Below are 20,609 nucleotides of genomic sequence, written 5' to 3'. Positions count from 1 at the left end.
GAATAGTCAGCAGTACCAGCTATTTCCAAAACCGGGTAATTAGCACCTCGGCTGCAATAAATAATAAGGCAATCGCTAAAAACAATTGCCATAACTGAATACCTTCGTTGGCTTCAAGAATTCTGGCTTCAAAATTGGAATTTGTTGCATCAATAACATTGAACGACAGTAAGCCAGCGGCATCAACAGCATCTTCCAGCTGTGTGTTTGTTAACTGAGGAGAGGTGGATTCTCTTCGGTTAAAATTGAAAGCCAGGGTACGAACGTCCCCCTCGCCCTGACTTAAATTGTAAAAACCTGCTTTTTGAACAACTCCCTGCAAATCGACACGAAACTCGTTGGCTGTTTGATTAATTGATGAAAGCTGAATTTCTTCATCGGCTTGCATCGGGCTGATTGACAAACTCTCACCCGACGTAAACGATTCGCTTTTGGGTAAGGTGAGAACCAAATTATCAGCAATCTCATACTGAATTTGTTGTGGTTCAAAACTATTTAGAGCAATGTTGTAAACCAGCGGCACAAAAATAGCATGCTTGCTAAAATCAGTCAACTCATCGTTTAGCGGAAAACTAAAATTATATACGCGCCCCTGCCCTTTCTGATATTGAGAAACAGCAGTTTGCCCATTGTTAAAATCCACGATACTCAACTGCGAACTTTGTGCTCCCACCCGATACCGATAACTCAACTCTACTTCGGGTAAATCCAGATTTTCCTTTTCGTGTAAAAATACATCTTGCAACAACAAATGATTGAAATTGACCTGATCCATTTTTAACTTAACCGAATCGGATCCCGTAATTAAGCCGGCCTCTAATTTCCCATACAATTCGTTATACGAAGCTAAGTCAGCTTGCATTCCGGGGAAAATGCCTAACGAGCCTCCCTTTTCAACAAACTGATTTAACGCATTAACTAAGCCTGAACTAAACTCATTTAAGTTGAGCAAATAAATGCACTGATACTGATCGAATTCGCTAACTTTTACTTTACTAACTGCCGTTTTTTCAAAACTAATATTTTCATCGTTTTCAAAAAGAGCTTCCAGCTTCCGAATAGCGGGATCATCGGACCGAAAAACGGCTAGAACGTCGTTTTTATCCCGTACGTTATAACTTAAAAAATATTGATTGTCGTAAACCACCGGGTAATCATCAAGCTCAACGACTAACCGATGAACCCCAGAACTATTATTTTTATAGGTCAGCTCCAGTATTTGTTCCGCCTCCGCATCAATATCGATATTACTGATTGACTTGATGGTATCATTAACCTTCAGCCTGACTGGAATGTCCCGGTAGCTCTGTGACGACAGATTTTTAACACGAGCAAATAAGGTTTCTTCACGCTTCTTCTTATGTCCGGGAGTTTCAAACCAGCAACTGTCGATCAACAAATTATTAGCAACTTGACTTCCTACCGGGATCAGGAAAGTTTGAATACTGGTATCCGATTCAATTTCTGAGAAATCAGACGTATAGCTCTGGAAATCAGAAATCAGATAAATGATTTTATCAGCTTTTTCAGTTTGTTTTAGCAGACTATTTTTTAGTTGCTGATAGGCTTTTGAAACATTGATAGACAGCGGACCTTCCTGAATTTTTCCAAGCTGAGTGACTAGTTGAGTCTGATTGATTAACTGTTGACGTCCCGGTAGATTCTGATTTTCCATCAGGATGTAATTTGTCCCAGGCCCATAACTACTCGCAATACTAATCGCTCTGCTTTTGGCTTGCTCAAGCAACATTCCATTGTCAGTTGCTCCCTTCATGCTAAATGAGTTGTCAACATAAAGGGCAACAACCTTTCGGGCTATTCTTTGCTCTTGCTTATTTGTTGGTAAATAAGGCTGGGCAAATACAAACACCAATGCCGAAATCGTTAGAATACGGGAAAGGAGAATTAGCAATTGCTTCAGGTTGCTTTTTTTTCGGGTATCTTCCTTGACGGCTTTTAAAAAGTTAACCTGACTGAAATAGACTGTCTTATACCGTTTAAAATGCAGAAAATGAATCAGTATAGGCAGACAGATTAACAAAAGTGCCGTCAAAAACTCAGGATAGATAAACCTCATTTCAAATTTCTTAATTATTGAAGACCAAAATTAATGGAATTGTTCAATCGCGAAAACTATTCATCGCCGATTCAGGTTTTTTAATTCGCTCAACAATGTTTACTATATTTGCAAAATTATTAAACAAAACAGAATTAACTCTTGTTAAGCATAGTAATTCTCGCAAAAATGAACGTGGAGGAATTAGAGACGACATCGGAGAGTTTAATCTAAATTGCCATCAATGAATTACTACACCATAAAAGATCTTGAAACCTTGTCAGGCATCAAGGCACATACCATTCGCATATGGGAAAAGCGCTATGGTTTGCTGGAACCGCAACGTTCAACAACAAATATTCGCTATTATAGCGATAACGAACTACGAAAACTCCTCAACGTATCGATGCTGGTGAAGCATGGATACAAGATCTCGAAAGTTTCGAACTACGAAAACGGTCAAATTCAGAGGGAAGTGCTGAAACTGAATGAGAAATCGCTTCCATCTGAAAGCATGATTGATCAGCTTGTGGTGCACATGGTAAATTTTGATCATAAAAGCTTTGAAGACTTACTGCTTCAGCAAATCAACCAGATTGGGTTTGAAGAAACCTTTATGGAAAACATTTTCCCTCTATTTGAAAAAGTTGGTATTTACTGGCAAATTGGAACCATCTTCCCGGCACAGGAACACTTTGTTTCCAACATCATCCGCGAACTGCTCATCAAAGAAAGCTCAGGAATTAATAATCATGACTCCACTTCTATCGTTTTGTTTTTTCTGAAGGAGGGTGAAATGCATGAAATCAGCTTGTTATTTTATCATTATCTCGCCTTAAAATCGGGCTATAAAACAATTTATCTAGGTCAAAATGTCCCCTTCGAGGATTTGGTGAAAATGGACGGGGTACAACCGTTCGATCGAATTTTCACTGCTTTTATCAATGGAATAGATGAAAAAGAATTGGAAGACTATATTGCTGAAATGTATAAAGCATTTAAACGCAAAAAAATCTTTGTAACTGGTGCTCAAATCTCCATGGTTAAATCAAAACTCCCTTCCAATTTTAAATTGATTACTGATGCAAAAGCGTTTAAAAAATACTTTGGTAGCGGCTTATTAGGCTAATTCACTCGCTTCCTTTTCGCCTGACTCGTAGTCATGTATCTTCTGAATTCGCCTTAAATGGCGACCACCCTCAAAGCTTTCGTCTAACCAACGATCCACAATTTCAAAAGCCAATTCTTCAGAAACCATCCGTCCCCCCAGTGCAATCACATTCGCATTATTATGCTGCTTGGCCAAAATAGCTGATTGTACACTCCAACACAATGCACAACGCACACCCTTCACTTTGTTTGCAGCAATGGCTTCACCATTTCCACTTCCGCCAAAAACAATTCCCAAATCTGCTTCATTCTTGGCCACAGTTTCTGCTGCAGGAATAACAAAATCAGCATAATCTACCGCTTCTTCCGAATCGGTTCCCAAATCAACAACCCGGAAACCTTTGTTTGATAAATGTTTTTTTACCGCTTCTTTTAGGAGAAATCCGGCATGATCGGTACCTAATGCAATCGTCTTCATTTTTTTTATAAAATTTGCTATTGAAAATTTATCTCCTGAACTCAGTCGGGCTCTTCCCCACTTTATTCTTAAACAAACGGCTAAAATAGTGAATAGTTTGAAATCCGAGCTCATAACTAATCTCTTTAACGCTCTTGTCGGTAACCAACAAGAGTTCCTTAGCCCGCATGATCTTAAGTTCCAGATGATATTTATGAGGAGCCATTCCGGTATAATTTTTAAACATTTTCCTGAAGTACGAATACCCAATGTTATATTCCCTTGCCATCAGAGTCATGTCCAGTTCCTGATCTACATTTTGTCTGATCCTAAATCGTGCATCTTCGATAATCCCTGCAATACGCTTTCCTGTAAATTCCTTTTGCTTTTCGAAAGAAATTAAGTAGCCGAGCATTTTTACAATCAGCCCACTTGCAATCTGCTGAAAACCGGGTTGCTCTTCCTGAACCAAATCAAACACCTTGTAATAAGTATCAATAATTTCTTCGTGAACCCCAATATGCAAAACGGATTGTTTTCCTGCGAATATTGGATGTTGAAATAGCTTTCGAGCCATTTCACCATTAAATCCAATATAATGCTCCTGCCAACCTAATGCTTGATTTGGCCGGTATCGGTGCCAAACACCGGGTTTGATCAAAAAAACACTCCCCTCAAGAAGTGAAAACTCTCCATTTTCAGTTTCTAAAACCCCGTTTCCCTTTGTAATATAGTTGATCTGATATTCTTGTAAAACCCGTCCACTGCTCCAGTTAAAATAATAACCACTGGGATGCCTTATCGGTGGATAGGGTTGATTTGGCGGAGAAGTATAGGCTCCGGTAACATTCAAATAAAGTCCCCAGTGTTGATCTTCTTCACCGGCAGTTAAATACTTAAAAAAATCCTCCATATCAGTATCAAAAAGTGCAAACAATCTGCCAGAAAGTGTATTGATAGACTGTAACTATCAAGCTACTTTTGACATCAACTTATGTTTTATAAAATCAAAATTACTAAAATCCTGCCTTATAGCAGGACTAAATCGAATTAAACTATGCAAGCAATTTTAGGAATTCTTTTTCACTCGCTCGGTGGTGCTTCATCGGGGAGTTGGTACATGCCATATAATCTTGTAAAAAAATGGCATTGGGAGGTCTATTGGATTATTGGAGGACTTTTCTCGTGGCTAATCATGCCTTTTATCGCGGTGTTGTTAACGACTCCGGAGTGGCAGGGAATTATATCAGCTGCAGATTCTTCTGTCGTACGAACTACTTACATTCTAGGTGTTCTGTGGGGAATAGGAGGACTTACCTATGGCTTAGGTATTCGCTACCTTGGCATGTCGCTTGGAAATTCGGTGTTACTTGGAATTACCTCGTTGGTGGGCTCGTTAGGCTTACCGATTCTTCGTGATGTCGGTAATTTAGCGGAAGTTTTACCTGCAGGAGATTCGTTTACCGATATGCTGTCAACCCAGAGTGGTCGTGTAGTTTTGTTCGGTATTTTTGTGCTCATGATCGGAATTGTCCTTTGCGGTAAAGCCGGTCTAATGAAAGACAAAGATCTACTAGGCCATAAAGAAGGCGTTAATACCGAGTTTAAATTAACAAAAGGTTTGATTATTGCCGGTATCTCCGGTGTTTTAAGTGCATTCTTCAGTTTTGGTATCGATGCCGGAAAGCAGATGGGTGAAGCCGTTCGTGAAATTGCCGTTACAAATCAATTCCCATTTGTTAGCGACGGAACCTACCTGTTTGAGAACAATATCATCTTCTTAGTCATCCTTTGGGGAGGGTTAACGACGAACTTAATCTGGTCGGTCGCGCTTATTCTTAAAAATAAAACCGGAGGCGATTTGGTTGATTCAACATCACCATTACTGAAAAACTACTTATTCTGTGCATTAGCCGGTACAACTTGGTTCCTTCAATTTTTCTTCTACGGAATGGGAGAAACAAAAATTGGCAATGGTGCCAGTTCATGGATTTTACACATGTCTACGATTATTCTTACGGCTAACTTCTGGGGATTTTATCGAAAAGAGTGGGCAGGCGTTTCGAGCAAGACCCGATCTACCATTTTTCTGGGAATTGGTCTGATTCTATTATCCATTATAATTATGGGTATTGCTAAAAGCAATTTCTTAAATTAAAACACAAATAGTATGAATCGTTTAGCATTTAAAATGCACCTCAACGAAGGACAAAAAGAGGAATACAAAAAACGCCATAACGAACTATGGCCAGAGCTACGAAAGCTATTAAAAGAGGCCGGAGTTAGCGAATACTCCATCTTTATCGACGAAGAGACCAACACCCTGTTTGCATTTCAAAAAGTTGCGGGCGATGGTGGTTCTCAGGATTTGGGGAAAACTGAAATTGTACAAAAATGGTGGGCTTTTATGGCTGACATCATGAAAACGAATCCCGATAATTCTCCGGTAAGTACAGAGCTGGAAGAAGTATTTTATATGGAATAAAATCTAAAAATGAATAAAATGAAATCAAAAGAATTAATTGAAAAAGCGTACGCAATCGCAAAAGAAGAATATGCTGCAATTGGCGTTGATACCGATGCAGTACTTAAAAAAATAAAAGAATTAACCATTTCGCTCCACTGCTGGCAAACTGATGATGTTGGTGGTTTCGAAACTCCCGACGCCGAACTTGGCGGTGGTGGTATTCAAACAACAGGTAACTATCCGGGAAAAGCAGGCACAATTGAAGAAATGCGTGCTGACTTGGATAAAGTAATGTCATTACTTCCGGGAAAACAACGCTTAAACTTACATGCAATATATGGTGATTTTGGAGGCGAATTTGTAGATCGCGACCAAATTGAGGTAAAACACTTTCAAAGTTGGATTGACTGGGCTAAAGAGCGCAGTATGGGATTGGATTTCAATGCAACCTGCTTCTCTCATCCTAAAGCTGATGATGGTTTTACCCTTTCGAGTAAAAATGAAGAAAACCGTAAATTTTGGGTTGAGCACGTAAAACGTTGTCGCGCTATTTCTGCTGAAATGGGGAAACAATTAGGCACTCCATGTGTGCACAATACCTGGATTCCGGATGGAACAAAAGATATTCCGGTAGATCGTAACGGATACCGCGTCATTCTTAAAAAGTCTCTTGACGAAGCTTTTGCCGATGAATATCCAAACGAGTACATGAAAGATGCTGTTGAAAGTAAAGTATTTGGTATTGGCGTAGAGTCTATGACTGTTGGTTCGCACGACTTCTACCTGGGATATGCCATCAAAAATAACAAGCTAATCTGTTTGGATAGTGGTCACTTCCATCCAACAGAAGTTGTTGGCGACAAAATTTCTTCTTGTTTACAGTTTGTAGACGAATTATTGCTTCACGTAACTCGCCCTATTCGCTGGGACTCTGATCACGTAGTTACATTAAACGAAGATGTGCAGCTAATCGCTTCAGAAATCGTTCGTAATGACTTTCTGAGTCGCGTGAATGTTGGGTTGGATTTCTTCGATGCTTCCATTAACCGGATTGGTGCCTATGTCATTGGAACCCGTGCCGCTCAAAAAGCATTCCTGATTGCGATGTTAGAACCAACCAAATCATTAGTTGAGTTGGAAGAAGCCGGTAAAAACTTCGAACGTTTAGCGACACTGGAAGAACTGAAGACAATGCCTTTCAACGCTGTGTGGGATTACTACTGCGCTAAAGAAGGTGTTCCTGCCGGAATGGACTACATTGCCGACATTCAAGCGTACGAAAAAGAAGTATTAAGCAAACGATAAGCACTGACGTACAGCACAATGAAAAAAGTTATTGCTATATTCGATATAGGCAAAACAAATAAGAAACTTTTGCTCTTTGATGAACACTTTCAAGTCGTGTTTCAGCAGGAGCAAAAGTTCCCTGTTACCACCGATGATGACGGATTTGAATGTGACAACATCGACCTGATTACATCGTGGATAAAAGATGAATTAAAGACATTGGCTCGCAGTACCAAATTTGAGTTGACTGCAGTCAATTTTTCAACTTACGGCGCATCGCTCATGTTTCTGGATGAAAATGGCAACCGCCTCACTCCGGTCTACAATTACCTGAAAGAAGCACCATCATCGATCTCCGAAAGCCTTTTTGAAAATTACGGTGGCAAAGATGAGTTTTGCCGAAAAACAGCTAGTCCGGCTCTTGGATTGCTTTTAAATTCAGGAATTCAAATTGCCTGGTTGAAGCAGGAAAAGCCTGAAGCATACCAACAAGTAACATCCATCTTACATTTCCCGCAGTACTTATCGTATGCTCTAACCGGAAAAGTTGTGTCAGAACCAACTTCTATTGGCTGCCACACGTTTATGTGGGATTTCGACAAGATGAGCTACCACCAATGGCTTACAGATTACGGCATTCATTTGCCCGATCCAATCACGAACGACCTTGTTTCAACCGTCGAAATCGAAGGCAAAAAAGTTCAGGTTGGCACAGGAATTCACGACAGTTCTTCGTCATTGGCTCCCTATTTAAAAGGAACCAGCGAACAGTTTATACTGGTTTCAACCGGCACCTGGTGTATCAATATGAACCCGTTCAACAGCGAGCCATTAACTGCAAAGCAATTGGAACAAGATTGCCTTTGCTTTTTAAGTCCCGACAAACAGCAAGTGAAATCATCGCGTTTATTTATGGGGCATTTTCATGAAGTGTGGGTCGAAAAATTAGCCAAGCATTTCGGCGTAGAACTAGATCGTTTCCGACATGTAATATACGACAATGACCTGATTGAAAGCATTCAAGATAAATTTGAAAATAGCTCAATCTTCTTCCCAGGTGGAAAGGAAAGTTTTGATGATGCCTTAAAATCAGTCGATCTTAGTCGATTTGAGAATTACAACGAAGCTTACACCAAACTAACCATCGACTTAACAGACTTGTGCATTGAATCTATCCAACTGATTATTCCACAAGCCGACAAAACCACGACCTTCTATATTTCAGGAGGATTTGCCAGAAATGACATCTTCATCAATCTGTTATCCGATCAATTCACCGATAAGAAAGTGATCACCTCTGAGATTGACAATGCCAGCGCACTGGGCGCCGCTTTAGTCATTGCAAAATCGGTTGGATTTAAAAACCCGTTAAAGGTGCAGTAAAAAATTCAAAAAAAGAGATGAGAAAATTAAACACCAAATGGATGCATCCTCGTGATCAGATTACGATGATTATTGATAAGATCTATAAAAGTGGAATGACCACCACTTCCGGAGGAAACATTTCTATTATAGATGATAATGGCGATGTTTGGGTAACTCCATCGGCTATCGATAAAGGCACCTTGCGCCCCTCAGATATCGTTTGTGTAAGAAAAGACGGAACCATTGAAGGTCGTCATAAACCATCATCAGAGTATCCGTTTCACATTGCTATTTACAAATGCCGTCCTGAGATTAAAGCTGTTATTCATGCTCACCCACCGGCATTGGTATCGTTTAGTATTGTTCGTCAAATACCGAATACAAACGTAATTCCGCAGGCCAAGCACATATGTGGTCCAATTGGCTATGCGCCCTATGCACTACCCGGAAGTGAAGAGCTAGGCGACGTTATTGCCGAGGAATTCAAAAAAGGAGTCAACGCTGTCATCATGGAAAACCACGGAACGGTTGTTGGTGGATCTGATATGGTTGATGCTTTCCAGCGTTTTGAAACAATCGAATTCTGCGCCCGAACATTGATCAACGGAAGTACAATAGGGAAACCAAATTATCTTTCCGACGAGCAAATCGCAGAGTTTGAAAACCAGATTCCACGCTTACTTCCTGAAATGGATGAAGTAAACCATCCATCTGACGAACAAGAAATCAGAGAGCAAATCAGAAAGATTGTATTGCGTGCCTGCGATCAGGGAATGATGATTAGCTCCTACGGAACAGTATCGGTTCGCTGGCGGGAAAACGACTTCCTGATTACCCCGACCAATGTTCCGCGTTGGGATATTCAGTTGAAAGACATCGTTCAGATTAAAGATGGCAAACGTGAACCAGGAAAAATACCGAGCCGATCAACTTGGTTGCATCAGGAGATCTATAAACGGAATCCACATGTGAATTCAATCATCCTGACTCAAACACCTTACCTGATGGCTTATGGTGTAACAGGAGAAAAAATTGACGTCCGCACCATTCCTGAAAGTTGGATCTTCTTACAAGATATTCCGAACATGCCATTTGGTTCACACTTCACAGGCGAAGAAGCTATTCTAAATACAATTTCAAAAGATACACCAGCAGTTATTATCAATAACGACTCGGTATTGGTTACCGGCGATAAGTTGCTAGGAACTTTCGACCGTTTAGAAGTTGCCGAATTCAGTGCAAAATCGCTTACCATGGGAGCTTGCTTGGGTGATTTAGTTCCTATTAATGATGATCAGGTAGAAGACCTTAGAAAGAAGTTTTTGAGCTAACTCGTTGATTGGCTCAGTCTGTACAGACCATTTAATTTGCAAATGGTTATTGATTCATTTCAATAGCCGCTTTCTTTTTTTAAGAAATGTACAGCATATTTATAATTTGTTAGGATTTCGCGAATGAAATTTCAACTACTTTTGGCCGCTTACTATGATAAAATTTGTGCGCATGATAAAACGTAATTTGACCATTCTAGTATTAAGCGTTCTACTTAGTGCTTGCAGTATGCAGGCTAAGCTCAATCGCCACTATACTGGCGAAACAATTGAATCAGCAACTCAGGAATTTAAAGATATCCCTTCAAGTAAAATACCACTCAACAACGGAAATACAAAAGTTATTTTTACCAAAGAATCATTTCTGGGAGCAACAACCATCAATCAGGGCAGTGCAACACTCGATCCCATAACCACTCCTCCGGTAAAGAAAACCGAACAATTTATTTTTACAGTTGATACCGCTGGGGTAATTATAGAAACAGACTATGACGTAAATTACCAGCAATAATTGCAATAGCATGAATAATTTTACAATTTAAGATCGCCATTATTGATTTTTTTATAGTTTTGCACACACGTTTTAGCAAACACTGCTAAACCCTGCAAAAAATAATTTGCTAACGCCCAGTTGGCGGAATTGGTAGACGCGCTAGTTTCAGGGACTAGTGTCCTTTTGGATGTGAAGGTTCGAGTCCTTTACTGGGCACCAGAACAAATCCAAACAAAACAAAAAGCACTTAAAATCAATGATTTAAGTGCTTTTTTATTTTCCACAGAGATCAAAAAAGCACAATAAAAGTCATTCTAAACGAGACTTTGCCGAGACCATTACTTTTTATAACAAACTAGTCTCGGCAATCCTCATAAGTCTCTCTATTTCAGCATTTAAATTGATACGAATTGACTCGATTTGATCTTGAAAACAAGCCCCTAAAAGGGTATTTTTAAGCAACAATCGAGACCAATTTTTTCTTTAACCTTAAAAATGAAAAAAGATGAGATTGACAATTATATTCCCAGCGGGTCGTTAGAAGAAGTCACCGAGTAGCCAGACGAACTCAGCTACCCTCCAGACGATATTGCCGATCAGCTGCACGAAATCGGTGAGGAGCCAAATCATCGACAGCACACGGGAAATCGGGAAAAACCATTATCTTGGGGAAAAATAAAGGTCGTTGGCATATTGAGAATTCGTAAGTATTCAAGCGGTTTAATGCGGATTGAGTTGAGAACTCAAAATAGCTCGGCTCCTTTCCGATTTCCATCAGAACAAGCCGTTTCGAAGGAGTTCAAAAAAGGGCGGGCCGGGGCAACACCTAAGACTTTGCTAAAAGAGAAATAACAACCATATTTAATGCACACCAGTTGTATGCAAGTGTAAGAAACCGAACCTCCGAGACACGTTGGCGCGAAATAAAAAGATTCAAATAATTAAAAAAACAGAATGGATTGGTACTCCGTTGATATCAGATGCAATTTGAGGGAATTTTATTTTGTATTTTTTCCCCTGCGCAAAGACAAAAGAAACCACACCACATTACACACATTAGCAAAGCCCCACAAGCCACACTAAATCCTAAGCTTTGCCAAAGAGTGCAATTTTGCCAACACACAGTGAACCAGCTTGTATCATTTTTGTTTTAACAGACAGATTTTTATTTACTTTTGCATTTGTGAAAAATAAAATTTTTGCCTTATCACTATTACTATCCTTTTGGGTAGTATTAAGTCATGAGATGATTGTTCATCATCATCATGAGGATTTGGCATTGAATTTTTCTGTCAGCAATGTGCATGATGATGACCACGAACACAAACATCCGAACGAGGGTGAGCTTCCGCACAGTCATGATTCACAGAAAGAAAATGAAAGCCCGGAACACAATCACCCATTCCCTTTTCATCAACACATTTCGGCAACAAATGATGTTTATATTGAAAGAACGAATCGGTTAGAATCAAATACTCAGATACGTGACATTTCGCTTCTTGTTTTTATAGAATTAATCCGAACAGAGCTTTCTAAGCCGCCTAATATTGAAGGAAAGCTATACGAAGAGCCTCCATTTTTAATACCTTCATTAAGTTACCTCGAAGCATTTGCTCTACGAGGCCCTCCTTCCTTTGTTTAAATTTCTCTTTTTTGAATGTTGCCCTACAAATTATGTAGGCTGTAAATAAGCATTCTATATCCGCAATTTTTTAAAATTTAAACAAAAATAGTAATGAAGAATAAGATAATCTTATTTTCTACCCTTGCATTCATTTTTGCAAGTTGCCATATCAACCATAACCACGATGCCGAAGAATCTCATCATGACGAAGTTTCAATAAAAATTACCGCATACAGTAACGAATTCGAACTTTTTGCCGAAGCCGACCCATTTGTCGTTGGTAAAACAGGTGAAATATTATCTCATTTCTCCCATTTGCCAAGTTTTAAAGCGTTGGAGAGTGGAAGTATGACGGCTCGCTTAAAAGTGAATGGAAAAGAAACCAGCCATACTCTTGAAAAACCAACCCGTAAAGGCATCTATAAATTTACAATAGCGCCCGAAACCGAAGGTGCAGGTCAATTGGTTTTTGACATTGTAACAGAACAGGGAACCTTTCAATTAATTGCTCCTGATATTCAGGTGTATGCCGATGAGCATGATGCCATTCATGCAGCAGAACAAATTGTTTTTTCAGAAACCAATGCAACCGTATTTACAAAAGAACAGGCATGGAAAATAGATTTTGCCACTGAATTTCCAAAAGTTGAACCTTTTGGGCAAGTTATTAAGACTGCTGCGCAGGTGCAATCTGCACAGGGGGATGAAATTATAATTACAGCTAAAACGAACGGTATTGTTGTGTTTGCTGCCGAAAATGTATTGGAAGGTAAAAGTGTATCAAACGGACAAACACTATTTTCCATATCGGGAAATGGATTAGCCAATAATAATTCTGCGGTTTACTTTCAGGAAGTAAAAAACAATTACGAAAAGACTAAAGCCGATTACGAAAGATTAGCAGAACTGGCAAAGGATAAAATAACCTCAGAAAAAGACCTGCTCAATGCAAAAAATCAATACGATAATGCCAAAGCAAAGTATGATAATCTGGTCAAAAACTTTAGTGCTTCCGGTCAGAATGTAACAAGTTCAATGAATGGATTTGTAAAACAGGTTTTTGTGCGAAACGGACAATATGTTGAAGCCGGACAAGCCATTGTTGCCATTTCTCAAAACAAAACCTTGCTGCTTAAGGCCGAAGTTCAACAAAAGTTTGCACCTGTTTTGGCATCGATCAATTCTGCTAATATTCGCACACTTCAAAACAACCAGACTTATACGCTGGCAGAATTAAATGGGAAAATAGTCTCGTTTGGAAAAAATACCAATAGCGATAATTTCTTGCTTCCGATTAACCTGCAAATCGACAATAAAGGTGCTTTTGTTTCTGGTGGTTTTGTGGAATTATACCTAAAAACGTTGACGAATTCACAGGCATTAACACTACCAAATGATGCCATATTAGAAGAACAAGGCTCTTATTTTGTGTTTGTGCAGGTTCATCCCGAACTCTTCGAAAAAAGAGAGGTGAAAGTGGGTGCAACAGATGGTTTAAAAACCGAAATAGTAAAGGGCATCACCCCAAAAGAACGTGTCGTAACCGAAGGTGCTATTCTTGTAAAACTGGCACAGGCAACAGAAACGTTGGATGCTCATTCAGGTCATAACCATTAGGAAATGAAGAAATGTTGAATTATAAATTTTAAATGAAAGTTACATGCAGAAAGAAAATATAATACTTGAAAGAAGTTTTGAGTTTGCTCTCCGAATAATTGAATTGTATAAGCAAATGACCGAGCAGAAGGAGTTTGTTCTATCAAAACAAGTGCTTCGAAGTGGAACCAGCATAGGTGCAAATGTAGAAGAAGCAACTGCTGCCTATTCAAAAAAGGACTTTGCGGCAAAAATGTCAATTGCATCTAAAGAAGCAAGAGAAACGCGCTATTGGTTGCGACTAATCGACAAAAGCCAGATTGCACAGGTAGATGTTGCAGGATATCTTGATGAGATTGAGCATATCGTTAATATCCTGACTGCGATAGTAAAAACCTCACAAAATCAATGATCAATGTTAAATGCTAAATGTTGAATGGGTTGAAATGTAGAATTATAAATTTTGAATGTTAGATGGTTTTCCATTCAAAATTTAACATTGAGCATTTAACAATCCCGCAATTCAACATTTAAAATTCAAAACTTAAAATTTCATAAATGTTAAATAATATTATAAAATTCTCACTGAACAACAAGTATCTCATTTTGCTCGCTTCAGTGTTGCTTGTGGTCATCGGAACGAGAACCGCCATAAATATGGATGTGGATGTATTCCCTGATTTTACTTCCCCAACTGTTGTTGTAATGACCGATGCCCACGGAATGGCATCGGAAGAAGTGGAACGTTTGGTCACCTTTCCCATAGAAACTTCTGTAAATGGAGCAACAGATGTGCGCAGGGTACGTTCCGTTTCTTCACAAGGATTCTCCTTTGTTTGGGTCGAATTCGATTGGGGTACTGACATTTTCAAGGCCCGTCAGATTGTTAGCGAAAAACTTATTAGTGTTTCATCGCAAATGCCTATTGGCGTTGGACAGCCAATTTTAGCTCCACAGTCGAGCATTATGGGCGAAATTTTCCTTATCGGGATTCAAGCCGATAGCACCAGCATGATGGATTTAAGAACCATTGCCGAATGGAATGTTAAACCTTTGATTTTGGCAACCGGAGGCGTGTCGCAGGTAACCATCATTGGAGGCGATTACAAGCAGTATCAGATATTGGCGAATCCTGAAAAAATGAAATACTACCATGTTTCCATGTTCGAACTGGCTGATATTTGCACAGGAATAAGTCAGAATTCAGCCGGAAGTGCGATACGACAGTATGGTAACGAATATGCTGTACGTGGAATGGCAAGAACTGCCGATGTGGAAGAATTGGGAAATTCATTTATTAAGTCGGTTAATGGCAAACCTGTTAGAATACGGGACGTTGCCGAAGTAAAAATTGGCGGTGCTATTAAAATGGGACATGCTTCTCAAAATGCCAAACCAGCCATCATCCTTGCTATCTCAAAACAGCCCAATACCAATACCTTGGAACTTACCGAGTTGGTTGAATCCAACCTTGACGGTTTGCAAAAAACATTGCCTCCCGATGTTGTTTTAGACACAAAGATTTTCCGTCAGGCCGATTTTATTGAAACATCGGTAAATAATGTGCAAAATGCCTTAATCGAAGGAGGTATTTTTGTAATCATTATTTTGTTTCTCTTTTTAGGCAGTTTTCGTACAACTATTATTTCTCTTACCGCTATTCCTTTGTCATTGTTGGGTGCAATTTTAGTCTTAAAAGCTTTGGGCTTAAACATAAACACCATGAGTTTGGGCGGAATGGCTATTGCCATTGGCTCGTTGGTTGACGATGCTATTATTGACGTGGAGAATGTATATAAACGCTTGCGGCAAAATCAGCAAAAGCCAAAAACCGACAGGCAATCTTCTTTTACTGTTGTTTTTGAAGCATCAAAAGAGATTCGTGCTTCTATTCTAAATGCTACATTAATTATCATTGTTGCATTCCTGCCTTTATTCTTCCTGTCAGGGATGGAAGGGCGGATGTTGAAACCTCTTGGAATTTCATTTATCGTATCCCTTTTCGTTTCTCTAATTGTAGCAATGACTCTAACACCTTTGCTTACAAAGTTGATGCTCTCTGATGAAAAGTATCTGGCTAAAAATGAAAAAGAAAAGTGGTTGGTGCGAAAGTTAACAGCCTGGTATGAGAAATCGCTTACCTGGGCATTGAAGCATAAAAAAACAGTTGTATTTTCTTCACTTGGAATGTTTGCTCTATCGCTTGTTTTATTTACATCAATGGGGCGTAGTTTTTTACCTGAATTTAACGAAGGTTCCTTAACACTTTCAGTGGTGACCAAGCCGGGCGCTTCGTTAGAAGAAAGCAACAAGTTGGGCAATCTGGTGGAAACCGAATTATTATCCATTCCCGAAATTACCGGAACGGCACGCCGAACAGGCCGGGGCGAACTCGATGAACATTCTCAAACGGTAAATAGTGCCGAAATTGATGCTACGTTTGAACTTGAACACCGTAGCCGTGAGGAATTTATGGCTGATGTTCGTGAGACTATTTCCGGTATTCCGGGTATTGCGGCAACGGTGGGGCAACCACTTGGTCACCGTATCGACCACATGCTTTCGGGCACAAGAGCAAATATTGCTATCAAATTGTTTGGTAACGATTTGAACAAGATGTTCATTCTCGGAAATCAGGTAAAAAGTGCCATTGTTGGCATCGAAGGATTGGTTGATGTAAATGTTGACCAGCAAGTAGAAATTCCTCAAATACAGATAAAAGCCAATCGCAACATGCTGGCGGAATACGGTATCACCATCGAACAGTTTAACGAGTTTGTGGATATTGCCTTTGGAAGCGAAAAACGAGCCGATATTTATGAAGGCCAAAGCCGCTTCGATTTGGTGTTGCGCCTGAATAGCGATTACACCGAAACCATTGAAGGCATTCGTGCTGCGCTTATTGATACCGATGATGGTAAAAAAGTGCCTTTAGAACAAGTTGCCGATGTAGTTTCAATTTCAGGGCCAAGTTCAATAAGTCGGGAAAATGTGCAACGTAAAATTGTAATAGCCGCAAACGTGGCTGGTCGGGATTTAAGAAGCGTTGTGGAAGAAATACAGAGTACCGTGGCTGAAAATGTGGAACTGCCCGAAGGATATCGAATAGAATATGGTGGACAGTTTGAAAGTGAAGCTAAAGCATCCAAAACACTCATGTTAACATCCATATTAGCTATTCTTATCATCTTTTTACTGTTGTTTCAGGAATTTAAGAGCTTTAAGCTTGCCGGAATTGTACTGTTGAATTTACCGTTGGCATTAATCGGAGGTGTATTTTCAATCTATTTTACTTCGGGAATTTTAAGCATTCCTGCAATTATTGGATTTATTACGCTCTTTGGAATTGCTACGCGCAACGGTATTCTGCTCATTTCAAATTATCAGCGATTGCAAAGTCAGGGCGTTCCCCTGATTGAAACAATCATTCAAGGTTCATCTGACCGTTTGAATGCAATTTTAATGACAGCCCTTACAGCCGCCTTGGCACTCATACCATTGGCAATGCAAGGCGATTTGCCGGGCAATGAAATTCAAAGCCCGATGGCACAGGTAATATTGGGAGGTTTATTGACATCAACCTTGCTGAATATTTTTATTGTGCCAATCGTTTACAGCATTTTAAACAATCGTGGAATCATTAAAACAGAACAGTAATGAAGAAAATAATAATAGCTCTTATATGCATCATAGCGTTTCAAATAAGCCTTTCTGCTCAAAGCACTATTGATTCAGTTTTGGCACAAATAGAAAGGAATAATACCACGCTGGGCGCTTTGCAAAAAAGAGCCGAAGCCGATAAAATTGGCAACAAGACAGGTAATTACCTCCAAAATCCTGAAATTGAATTCAATTATTTATGGGGTAATGATGTTACTGGTAACCGGACTGACTTTAAAGCAACGCAAGCATTCGATTTTCCCACAGCTTACAGCTATAAAAATCAAATTTCGGATATTAAAAACGAACAGGTTGAACTTGAATATCAAAAGCAACGAAAGGAATTGCTGCTGAAAGCCCGATTAGTTTGTTACGATTTGATTTATACAAATGCTTTAAAAGCTGAACTTTCAAAAAGGATTCGCCATGCGCAAAGCATTGCCGATGCGTACAAATCTAAATTCGACATCGGCGAAACTAATATATTGGAATACAATAAGGCGCAATTAAACCTGCTGAATTTGAGCAACGAAATGGAAGTCCTTACCATTGAACAAGAAGCTTTGCAAGCTGAATTGACCCGTTTAAATGGTGGTGTTCCAATAAGTTTTTCCGAAAACGAGTTTCAGGTTGCCGTTCTGCCGACCGATTTTGAACAATGGTACATGCAAGCCGAACAAAGCAATCCCTTATTAAACTGGTTGAAAAAGGAGGTTGAATTAACGCAAAAACAAGTAAGTCTTAACAAGGCTTTAAGTATGCCCAAATTTCAGGCAGGCTATATGAGCGAATCGGTGGTCGGTCAGGAATTTAAAGGCGTTACCGTGGGTTTGTCAATTCCCTTGTGGGAAAATAAGAACACCGTAAAGTATGCAAAAGCCAACGCACGTGCGTCGGAAAACACGGCATCCGACAATAAGCTGCAACTGTATAGTCACTTAAAGGTGCTACATACAAAAGCTATTTCGCTTCAAAATAACGTAAGCGATTATAAAATGAAGTTAGCAACCTTTAATAATACCGAATTACTTCAAAAAGCATTTGATAAAGGTGAAATTGCGCTGATTAACTATATGCTTGAACTTTCCATCTACTACGAAAGTGTAAATAACTTACTTAAACTAGAGCGGAATTTGAATAAAACAATTGCAGAGCTAAATCAATATTTATGATGGCGCATAAAAGCAAATACGAGAATAAAACCATGTGGGTAGTACTGCTTACTGCCATAACAATGGTTGTTGAGATAGTATTCGGTTTAACAACAAAGTCAATGGCGTTACTGGCCGACGGCATTCACATGGGTTCCCATGTGCTTGCCATTGGGCTTAGTTGGGTTGCCTATGTCATTGTTCGTAAAGTATCCAAAAGTGAGAAATTCAAAGGCAATTCCGATAAAATCCTTTCCTTATCGGGCTACAGCAGCGGTTTGATGTTATTGATTTTCGCCATTGTAATACTGATTGAAGCTGTTCAGCGTTTTTACAATCCGGTGGATATTGTTTATAAAGAAGCTATATTGGTTGCCATAATAGGACTGGTTGTCAATATAGCCAGTGCTTTTCTGTTACACCACGACCATGAGCATTCCGACCATAACATTCGTGCAGCCTATCTTCATGTAATTGCTGATGCACTCACAAGTGTTTCTGCAATTTTAGGACTCGTTGCTGCGATGATTTGGGATATTCCGTTTATAGATACCATTGCAGCCATCATAAGTTCTTTTGTAATTGTAAAATGGTCAATAGGTTTATTGAAGGATTCGGGAAAAGTATTGTTGGATATAGAACATGAACATCACCATGGACACAGTCATTAAAATTATATCCAACAAATGAGTAGTAAAAGAACCAGCCCTATTTGTAAGCACATTGGCAAAGCCCCACTAGCCAACATTAAATCTAAAGTTTTTATCTAACAGTAGGTTTCGCAGCCATCCTGCCAATTCCTCCAATTTGCCATGAATACTTGCCATACGGAAGTAGTTGAGCCAGCCTTGGGATACTTCTTTGAACTTTTCGATGGACAGACAGAAACCCCTTTAAAGGGCTTGTTTTGATTGATTTTGGGATGGTCAAAAACCATTCCCTCAAAGAACAATTTGTAGAGGCGGGCAGGCTAAAGGCAAGTGTCGCCCGGGCGTGGAGCGTAGCGAAACAAACGGGGCGAGGCTGAGCGATGGTGCCGGGGCACAGGGAAGAACCTTGAAGAAAGTTGTTGTACATCTTATAAAATCAGGGGTACTACCTGATCAAACCGGAAAGTTGCCTGCGAAGGGACAGCGCAACGGTTAGTCAGGCCTTTGGCCTGGTGCCGGAAGCGAAAACGAAGCAGGCGTCTTTCTTTGTTAACCGAGGCTTGTGAGTGCAGTGGCGGAGCCAACGGAGCGAACAGGCCGCAGGGATCACCTACCAAATCAAGTCAACTGCGTTTATCTTTGGCATCTTTATCAAAAGCCACCAGGTTAAACATTTCGCGCATTCGGGAACGAATCCGGTTGCCGTAGATGGATTCCAGCTCGGAGGCGGATAGATTGGTCGTCAGATGCGTCAACATGCGCTTGGAAACAAACAGGTCGTAACGGGCCAGCAGAATTTCGGCCATTACGTTACACTCGTTCCCGAAATGCTTTGGGGTTTGCTCCAATCTCAGGTCATCAAAACAGTAAACCTTGGGAACAGGCAGCCCACCGAGTCGAAAGTACGAGCCTTTGCTGCAGTGGTTGATCACCGAATAACCGTCTTTTTCAAACTCAAAGCTGATTTCCCGGGTGGGCTTGACCAGAAACTGCTTCTCTCGTGGGCAAAAATAGCTGATCAGCCGCATTAAACTCGATTTCCCACAGCCGATTGGCCCGGAGATCAGCAGTCCTTTTCGAAGGCTAAGTCCGTGCCTTTCCGCGTTTTGCTTGTCACCGATGGCATACACCAGCAGTTTGTAGATCAGGGGCAGATCGCCGGGGTCAATGGCAAAATTCTCCCCGAATAACATTTTTCCTTTTTCTTCCATCCAGAGCACACTCCGCTGAAAATTGAAGTTAAATACTCCGCCCTGAAGTTCGGCAATTTGGTCATAAGGGCTCCGAATAATCCTTGTTGGCCCGGACACTGAACCGGCCTGCGCCGATTTGATTGAATGGTCTTTCATGGCTGTTATTTTT

At 40.1% G+C, this 20,609-nt stretch carries 19 protein-coding genes and 1 tRNA gene; 15 read left to right on the top strand and 5 right to left on the bottom strand.

The genetic code is table 11. The features are described 5' to 3' along the window. Positions 1-19: 19 nt before the first annotated feature. Positions 20-2,077, bottom strand: a complete 2,058-nt coding sequence (locus ACTB00_RS17945; protein ID WP_463301288.1) for a BatA domain-containing protein — start codon at positions 2,075-2,077, stop codon at positions 20-22. A 223-nt stretch (positions 2,078-2,300) separates the two neighbouring features. Here ACTB00_RS17945 and ACTB00_RS17940 point away from each other — a divergent pair, with 223 nt between their 5' ends. Beyond that, positions 2,301-3,185: a MerR family transcriptional regulator gene (locus tag ACTB00_RS17940; RefSeq protein WP_463301287.1), complete on the top strand. Its 885-nt coding sequence runs from the start codon at positions 2,301-2,303 to the stop codon at positions 3,183-3,185. On the opposite strand, the gene ACTB00_RS17935 is transcribed toward ACTB00_RS17940, so the two are convergent. Both ACTB00_RS17935 and ACTB00_RS17930 read right to left on the bottom strand, forming a co-directional pair. Continuing rightward, positions 3,177-3,644: a ribose-5-phosphate isomerase gene (locus ACTB00_RS17935; protein WP_463301286.1), complete on the bottom strand. Its 468-nt coding sequence runs from the start codon at positions 3,642-3,644 to the stop codon at positions 3,177-3,179. The genes ACTB00_RS17940 and ACTB00_RS17935 overlap by 9 nt on opposite strands. 28 nt (positions 3,645-3,672) lie before the next feature. Beyond that, positions 3,673-4,536, bottom strand: coding sequence for an AraC family transcriptional regulator (locus ACTB00_RS17930; protein WP_463301285.1), 864 nt, complete (start codon positions 4,534-4,536; stop codon positions 3,673-3,675). A 144-nt stretch (positions 4,537-4,680) separates the two neighbouring features. On the opposite strand from ACTB00_RS17930, the gene ACTB00_RS17925 reads away from it, so the two are divergent. From ACTB00_RS17925 to ACTB00_RS17895, 7 genes are all read left to right on the top strand, one after another. Then, on the top strand, positions 4,681-5,781 hold the full coding sequence (locus ACTB00_RS17925; protein WP_463301284.1) for an L-rhamnose/proton symporter RhaT: 1,101 nt from the start codon (positions 4,681-4,683) through the stop codon (positions 5,779-5,781). A gap of 12 nt (positions 5,782-5,793) precedes the next feature. Next, positions 5,794-6,108, top strand: a complete 315-nt coding sequence (gene rhaM / locus ACTB00_RS17920) for an L-rhamnose mutarotase (RefSeq protein WP_463301283.1) — start codon at positions 5,794-5,796, stop codon at positions 6,106-6,108. Positions 6,109-6,126: 18 nt separating this feature from the next. Further along, a complete protein-coding gene (locus ACTB00_RS17915; protein ID WP_463301282.1) occupies positions 6,127-7,395 on the top strand; it encodes an L-rhamnose isomerase in 1,269 nt (422 codons plus the stop codon). Positions 7,396-7,413: 18 nt separating this feature from the next. Continuing rightward, positions 7,414-8,760 carry an FGGY-family carbohydrate kinase gene (locus ACTB00_RS17910; protein ID WP_463301281.1) on the top strand — a complete coding sequence of 449 codons (1,347 nt, stop codon included), beginning with the start codon at positions 7,414-7,416 and terminating at the stop codon, positions 8,758-8,760. A 17-nt stretch (positions 8,761-8,777) separates the two neighbouring features. Further along, positions 8,778-10,073 (top strand): class II aldolase/adducin family protein, encoded by a 1,296-nt coding sequence (locus ACTB00_RS17905; RefSeq protein ID WP_463301280.1) that lies wholly within the window; start codon positions 8,778-8,780, stop codon positions 10,071-10,073. Between the two features lie 172 nt (positions 10,074-10,245). Further along, a complete protein-coding gene (locus ACTB00_RS17900) occupies positions 10,246-10,584 on the top strand; it encodes a hypothetical protein (protein ID WP_463301279.1) in 339 nt (112 codons plus the stop codon). Between the two features lie 114 nt (positions 10,585-10,698). Beyond that, a tRNA-Leu gene (locus tag ACTB00_RS17895) sits at positions 10,699-10,785 on the top strand. A 349-nt stretch (positions 10,786-11,134) separates the two neighbouring features. Here ACTB00_RS17895 and ACTB00_RS17890 read toward each other — a convergent pair. Continuing rightward, the gene (locus ACTB00_RS17890) at positions 11,135-11,341 is read right to left on the bottom strand and encodes a hypothetical protein (RefSeq protein ID WP_463301278.1); all 207 of its coding nucleotides are present in this window, start codon (positions 11,339-11,341) and stop codon (positions 11,135-11,137) included. 318 nt (positions 11,342-11,659) lie between these two features. On the opposite strand from ACTB00_RS17890, the gene ACTB00_RS17885 reads away from it, so the two are divergent. The 7 genes from ACTB00_RS17885 to ACTB00_RS17855 all read left to right on the top strand — a co-directional run bounded on the left by ACTB00_RS17885 (position 11,660) and on the right by ACTB00_RS17855 (position 19,743). Then, complete coding sequence (locus tag ACTB00_RS17885) at positions 11,660-12,208, top strand: hypothetical protein (RefSeq protein ID WP_463301277.1); 549 nt, start codon at positions 11,660-11,662, stop codon at positions 12,206-12,208. A 93-nt stretch (positions 12,209-12,301) separates the two neighbouring features. After that, a complete protein-coding gene (locus tag ACTB00_RS17880) occupies positions 12,302-13,807 on the top strand; it encodes an efflux RND transporter periplasmic adaptor subunit (RefSeq protein WP_463301276.1) in 1,506 nt (501 codons plus the stop codon). Between the two features lie 43 nt (positions 13,808-13,850). Continuing rightward, complete coding sequence (locus ACTB00_RS17875) at positions 13,851-14,198, top strand: four helix bundle protein (protein WP_463301275.1); 348 nt, start codon at positions 13,851-13,853, stop codon at positions 14,196-14,198. Positions 14,199-14,344: 146 nt separating this feature from the next. Further along, a complete protein-coding gene (locus tag ACTB00_RS17870) occupies positions 14,345-17,443 on the top strand; it encodes an efflux RND transporter permease subunit (RefSeq protein WP_463301274.1) in 3,099 nt (1,032 codons plus the stop codon). Then, on the top strand, positions 17,443-18,618 hold the full coding sequence (locus ACTB00_RS17865; protein WP_463301273.1) for a TolC family protein: 1,176 nt from the start codon (positions 17,443-17,445) through the stop codon (positions 18,616-18,618). Before ACTB00_RS17870 ends, ACTB00_RS17865 begins: the two co-directional genes overlap by 1 nt. Beyond that, the gene (locus ACTB00_RS17860; protein WP_463301272.1) at positions 18,615-19,268 is read left to right on the top strand and encodes a cation diffusion facilitator family transporter; all 654 of its coding nucleotides are present in this window, start codon (positions 18,615-18,617) and stop codon (positions 19,266-19,268) included. Before ACTB00_RS17865 ends, ACTB00_RS17860 begins: the two co-directional genes overlap by 4 nt. A 322-nt stretch (positions 19,269-19,590) precedes the next feature. Beyond that, positions 19,591-19,743: a hypothetical protein gene (locus ACTB00_RS17855; RefSeq protein WP_463301271.1), complete on the top strand. Its 153-nt coding sequence runs from the start codon at positions 19,591-19,593 to the stop codon at positions 19,741-19,743. Between the two features lie 127 nt (positions 19,744-19,870). Here the strand turns inward: ACTB00_RS17855 and ACTB00_RS17850 are convergent. Continuing rightward, positions 19,871-20,609 (bottom strand): P-loop NTPase family protein (locus ACTB00_RS17850; RefSeq protein WP_463301270.1); only part of this gene is annotated, 739 nt, incomplete at its 5' end.

Source organism: Sunxiuqinia sp. (genome assembly GCF_055140945.1).
The sequence above is the reverse complement of the archived record's forward strand: the minus strand, read 5'-3'. Positions and strand labels throughout refer to the sequence as shown.

Bases quoted from the DNA above. Each gene is read 5' to 3' on its own strand.
- ACTB00_RS17925 (WP_463301284.1), top strand. From the start codon at position 4,681: ATGCAAGCAATTTTAGGAATTCTTTTTCACTCGCTCGGTGGTGCTTCA.
- ACTB00_RS17910 (WP_463301281.1), top strand. From the start codon at position 7,414: ATGAAAAAAGTTATTGCTATATTCGATATAGGCAAAACAAATAAGAAA.
- ACTB00_RS17890 (WP_463301278.1), bottom strand. From the start codon at position 11,341: ATGGAAATCGGAAAGGAGCCGAGCTATTTTGAGTTCTCAACTCAATCC.
- rhaM (WP_463301283.1), top strand. From the start codon at position 5,794: ATGAATCGTTTAGCATTTAAAATGCACCTCAACGAAGGACAAAAAGAG.
- ACTB00_RS17875 (WP_463301275.1), top strand. From the start codon at position 13,851: ATGCAGAAAGAAAATATAATACTTGAAAGAAGTTTTGAGTTTGCTCTC.
- ACTB00_RS17930 (WP_463301285.1), bottom strand. From the start codon at position 4,536: ATGGAGGATTTTTTTAAGTATTTAACTGCCGGTGAAGAAGATCAACAC.
- ACTB00_RS17935 (WP_463301286.1), bottom strand. From the start codon at position 3,644: ATGAAGACGATTGCATTAGGTACCGATCATGCCGGATTTCTCCTAAAA.
- ACTB00_RS17905 (WP_463301280.1), top strand. From the start codon at position 8,778: ATGAGAAAATTAAACACCAAATGGATGCATCCTCGTGATCAGATTACG.
- ACTB00_RS17870 (WP_463301274.1), top strand. From the start codon at position 14,345: ATGTTAAATAATATTATAAAATTCTCACTGAACAACAAGTATCTCATT.
- ACTB00_RS17915 (WP_463301282.1), top strand. From the start codon at position 6,127: ATGAAATCAAAAGAATTAATTGAAAAAGCGTACGCAATCGCAAAAGAA.
- ACTB00_RS17865 (WP_463301273.1), top strand. From the start codon at position 17,443: ATGAAGAAAATAATAATAGCTCTTATATGCATCATAGCGTTTCAAATA.
- ACTB00_RS17940 (WP_463301287.1), top strand. From the start codon at position 2,301: ATGAATTACTACACCATAAAAGATCTTGAAACCTTGTCAGGCATCAAG.
- ACTB00_RS17880 (WP_463301276.1), top strand. From the start codon at position 12,302: ATGAAGAATAAGATAATCTTATTTTCTACCCTTGCATTCATTTTTGCA.
- ACTB00_RS17945 (WP_463301288.1), bottom strand. From the start codon at position 2,077: ATGAGGTTTATCTATCCTGAGTTTTTGACGGCACTTTTGTTAATCTGT.
- ACTB00_RS17860 (WP_463301272.1), top strand. From the start codon at position 18,615: ATGATGGCGCATAAAAGCAAATACGAGAATAAAACCATGTGGGTAGTA.
- ACTB00_RS17900 (WP_463301279.1), top strand. From the start codon at position 10,246: ATGATAAAACGTAATTTGACCATTCTAGTATTAAGCGTTCTACTTAGT.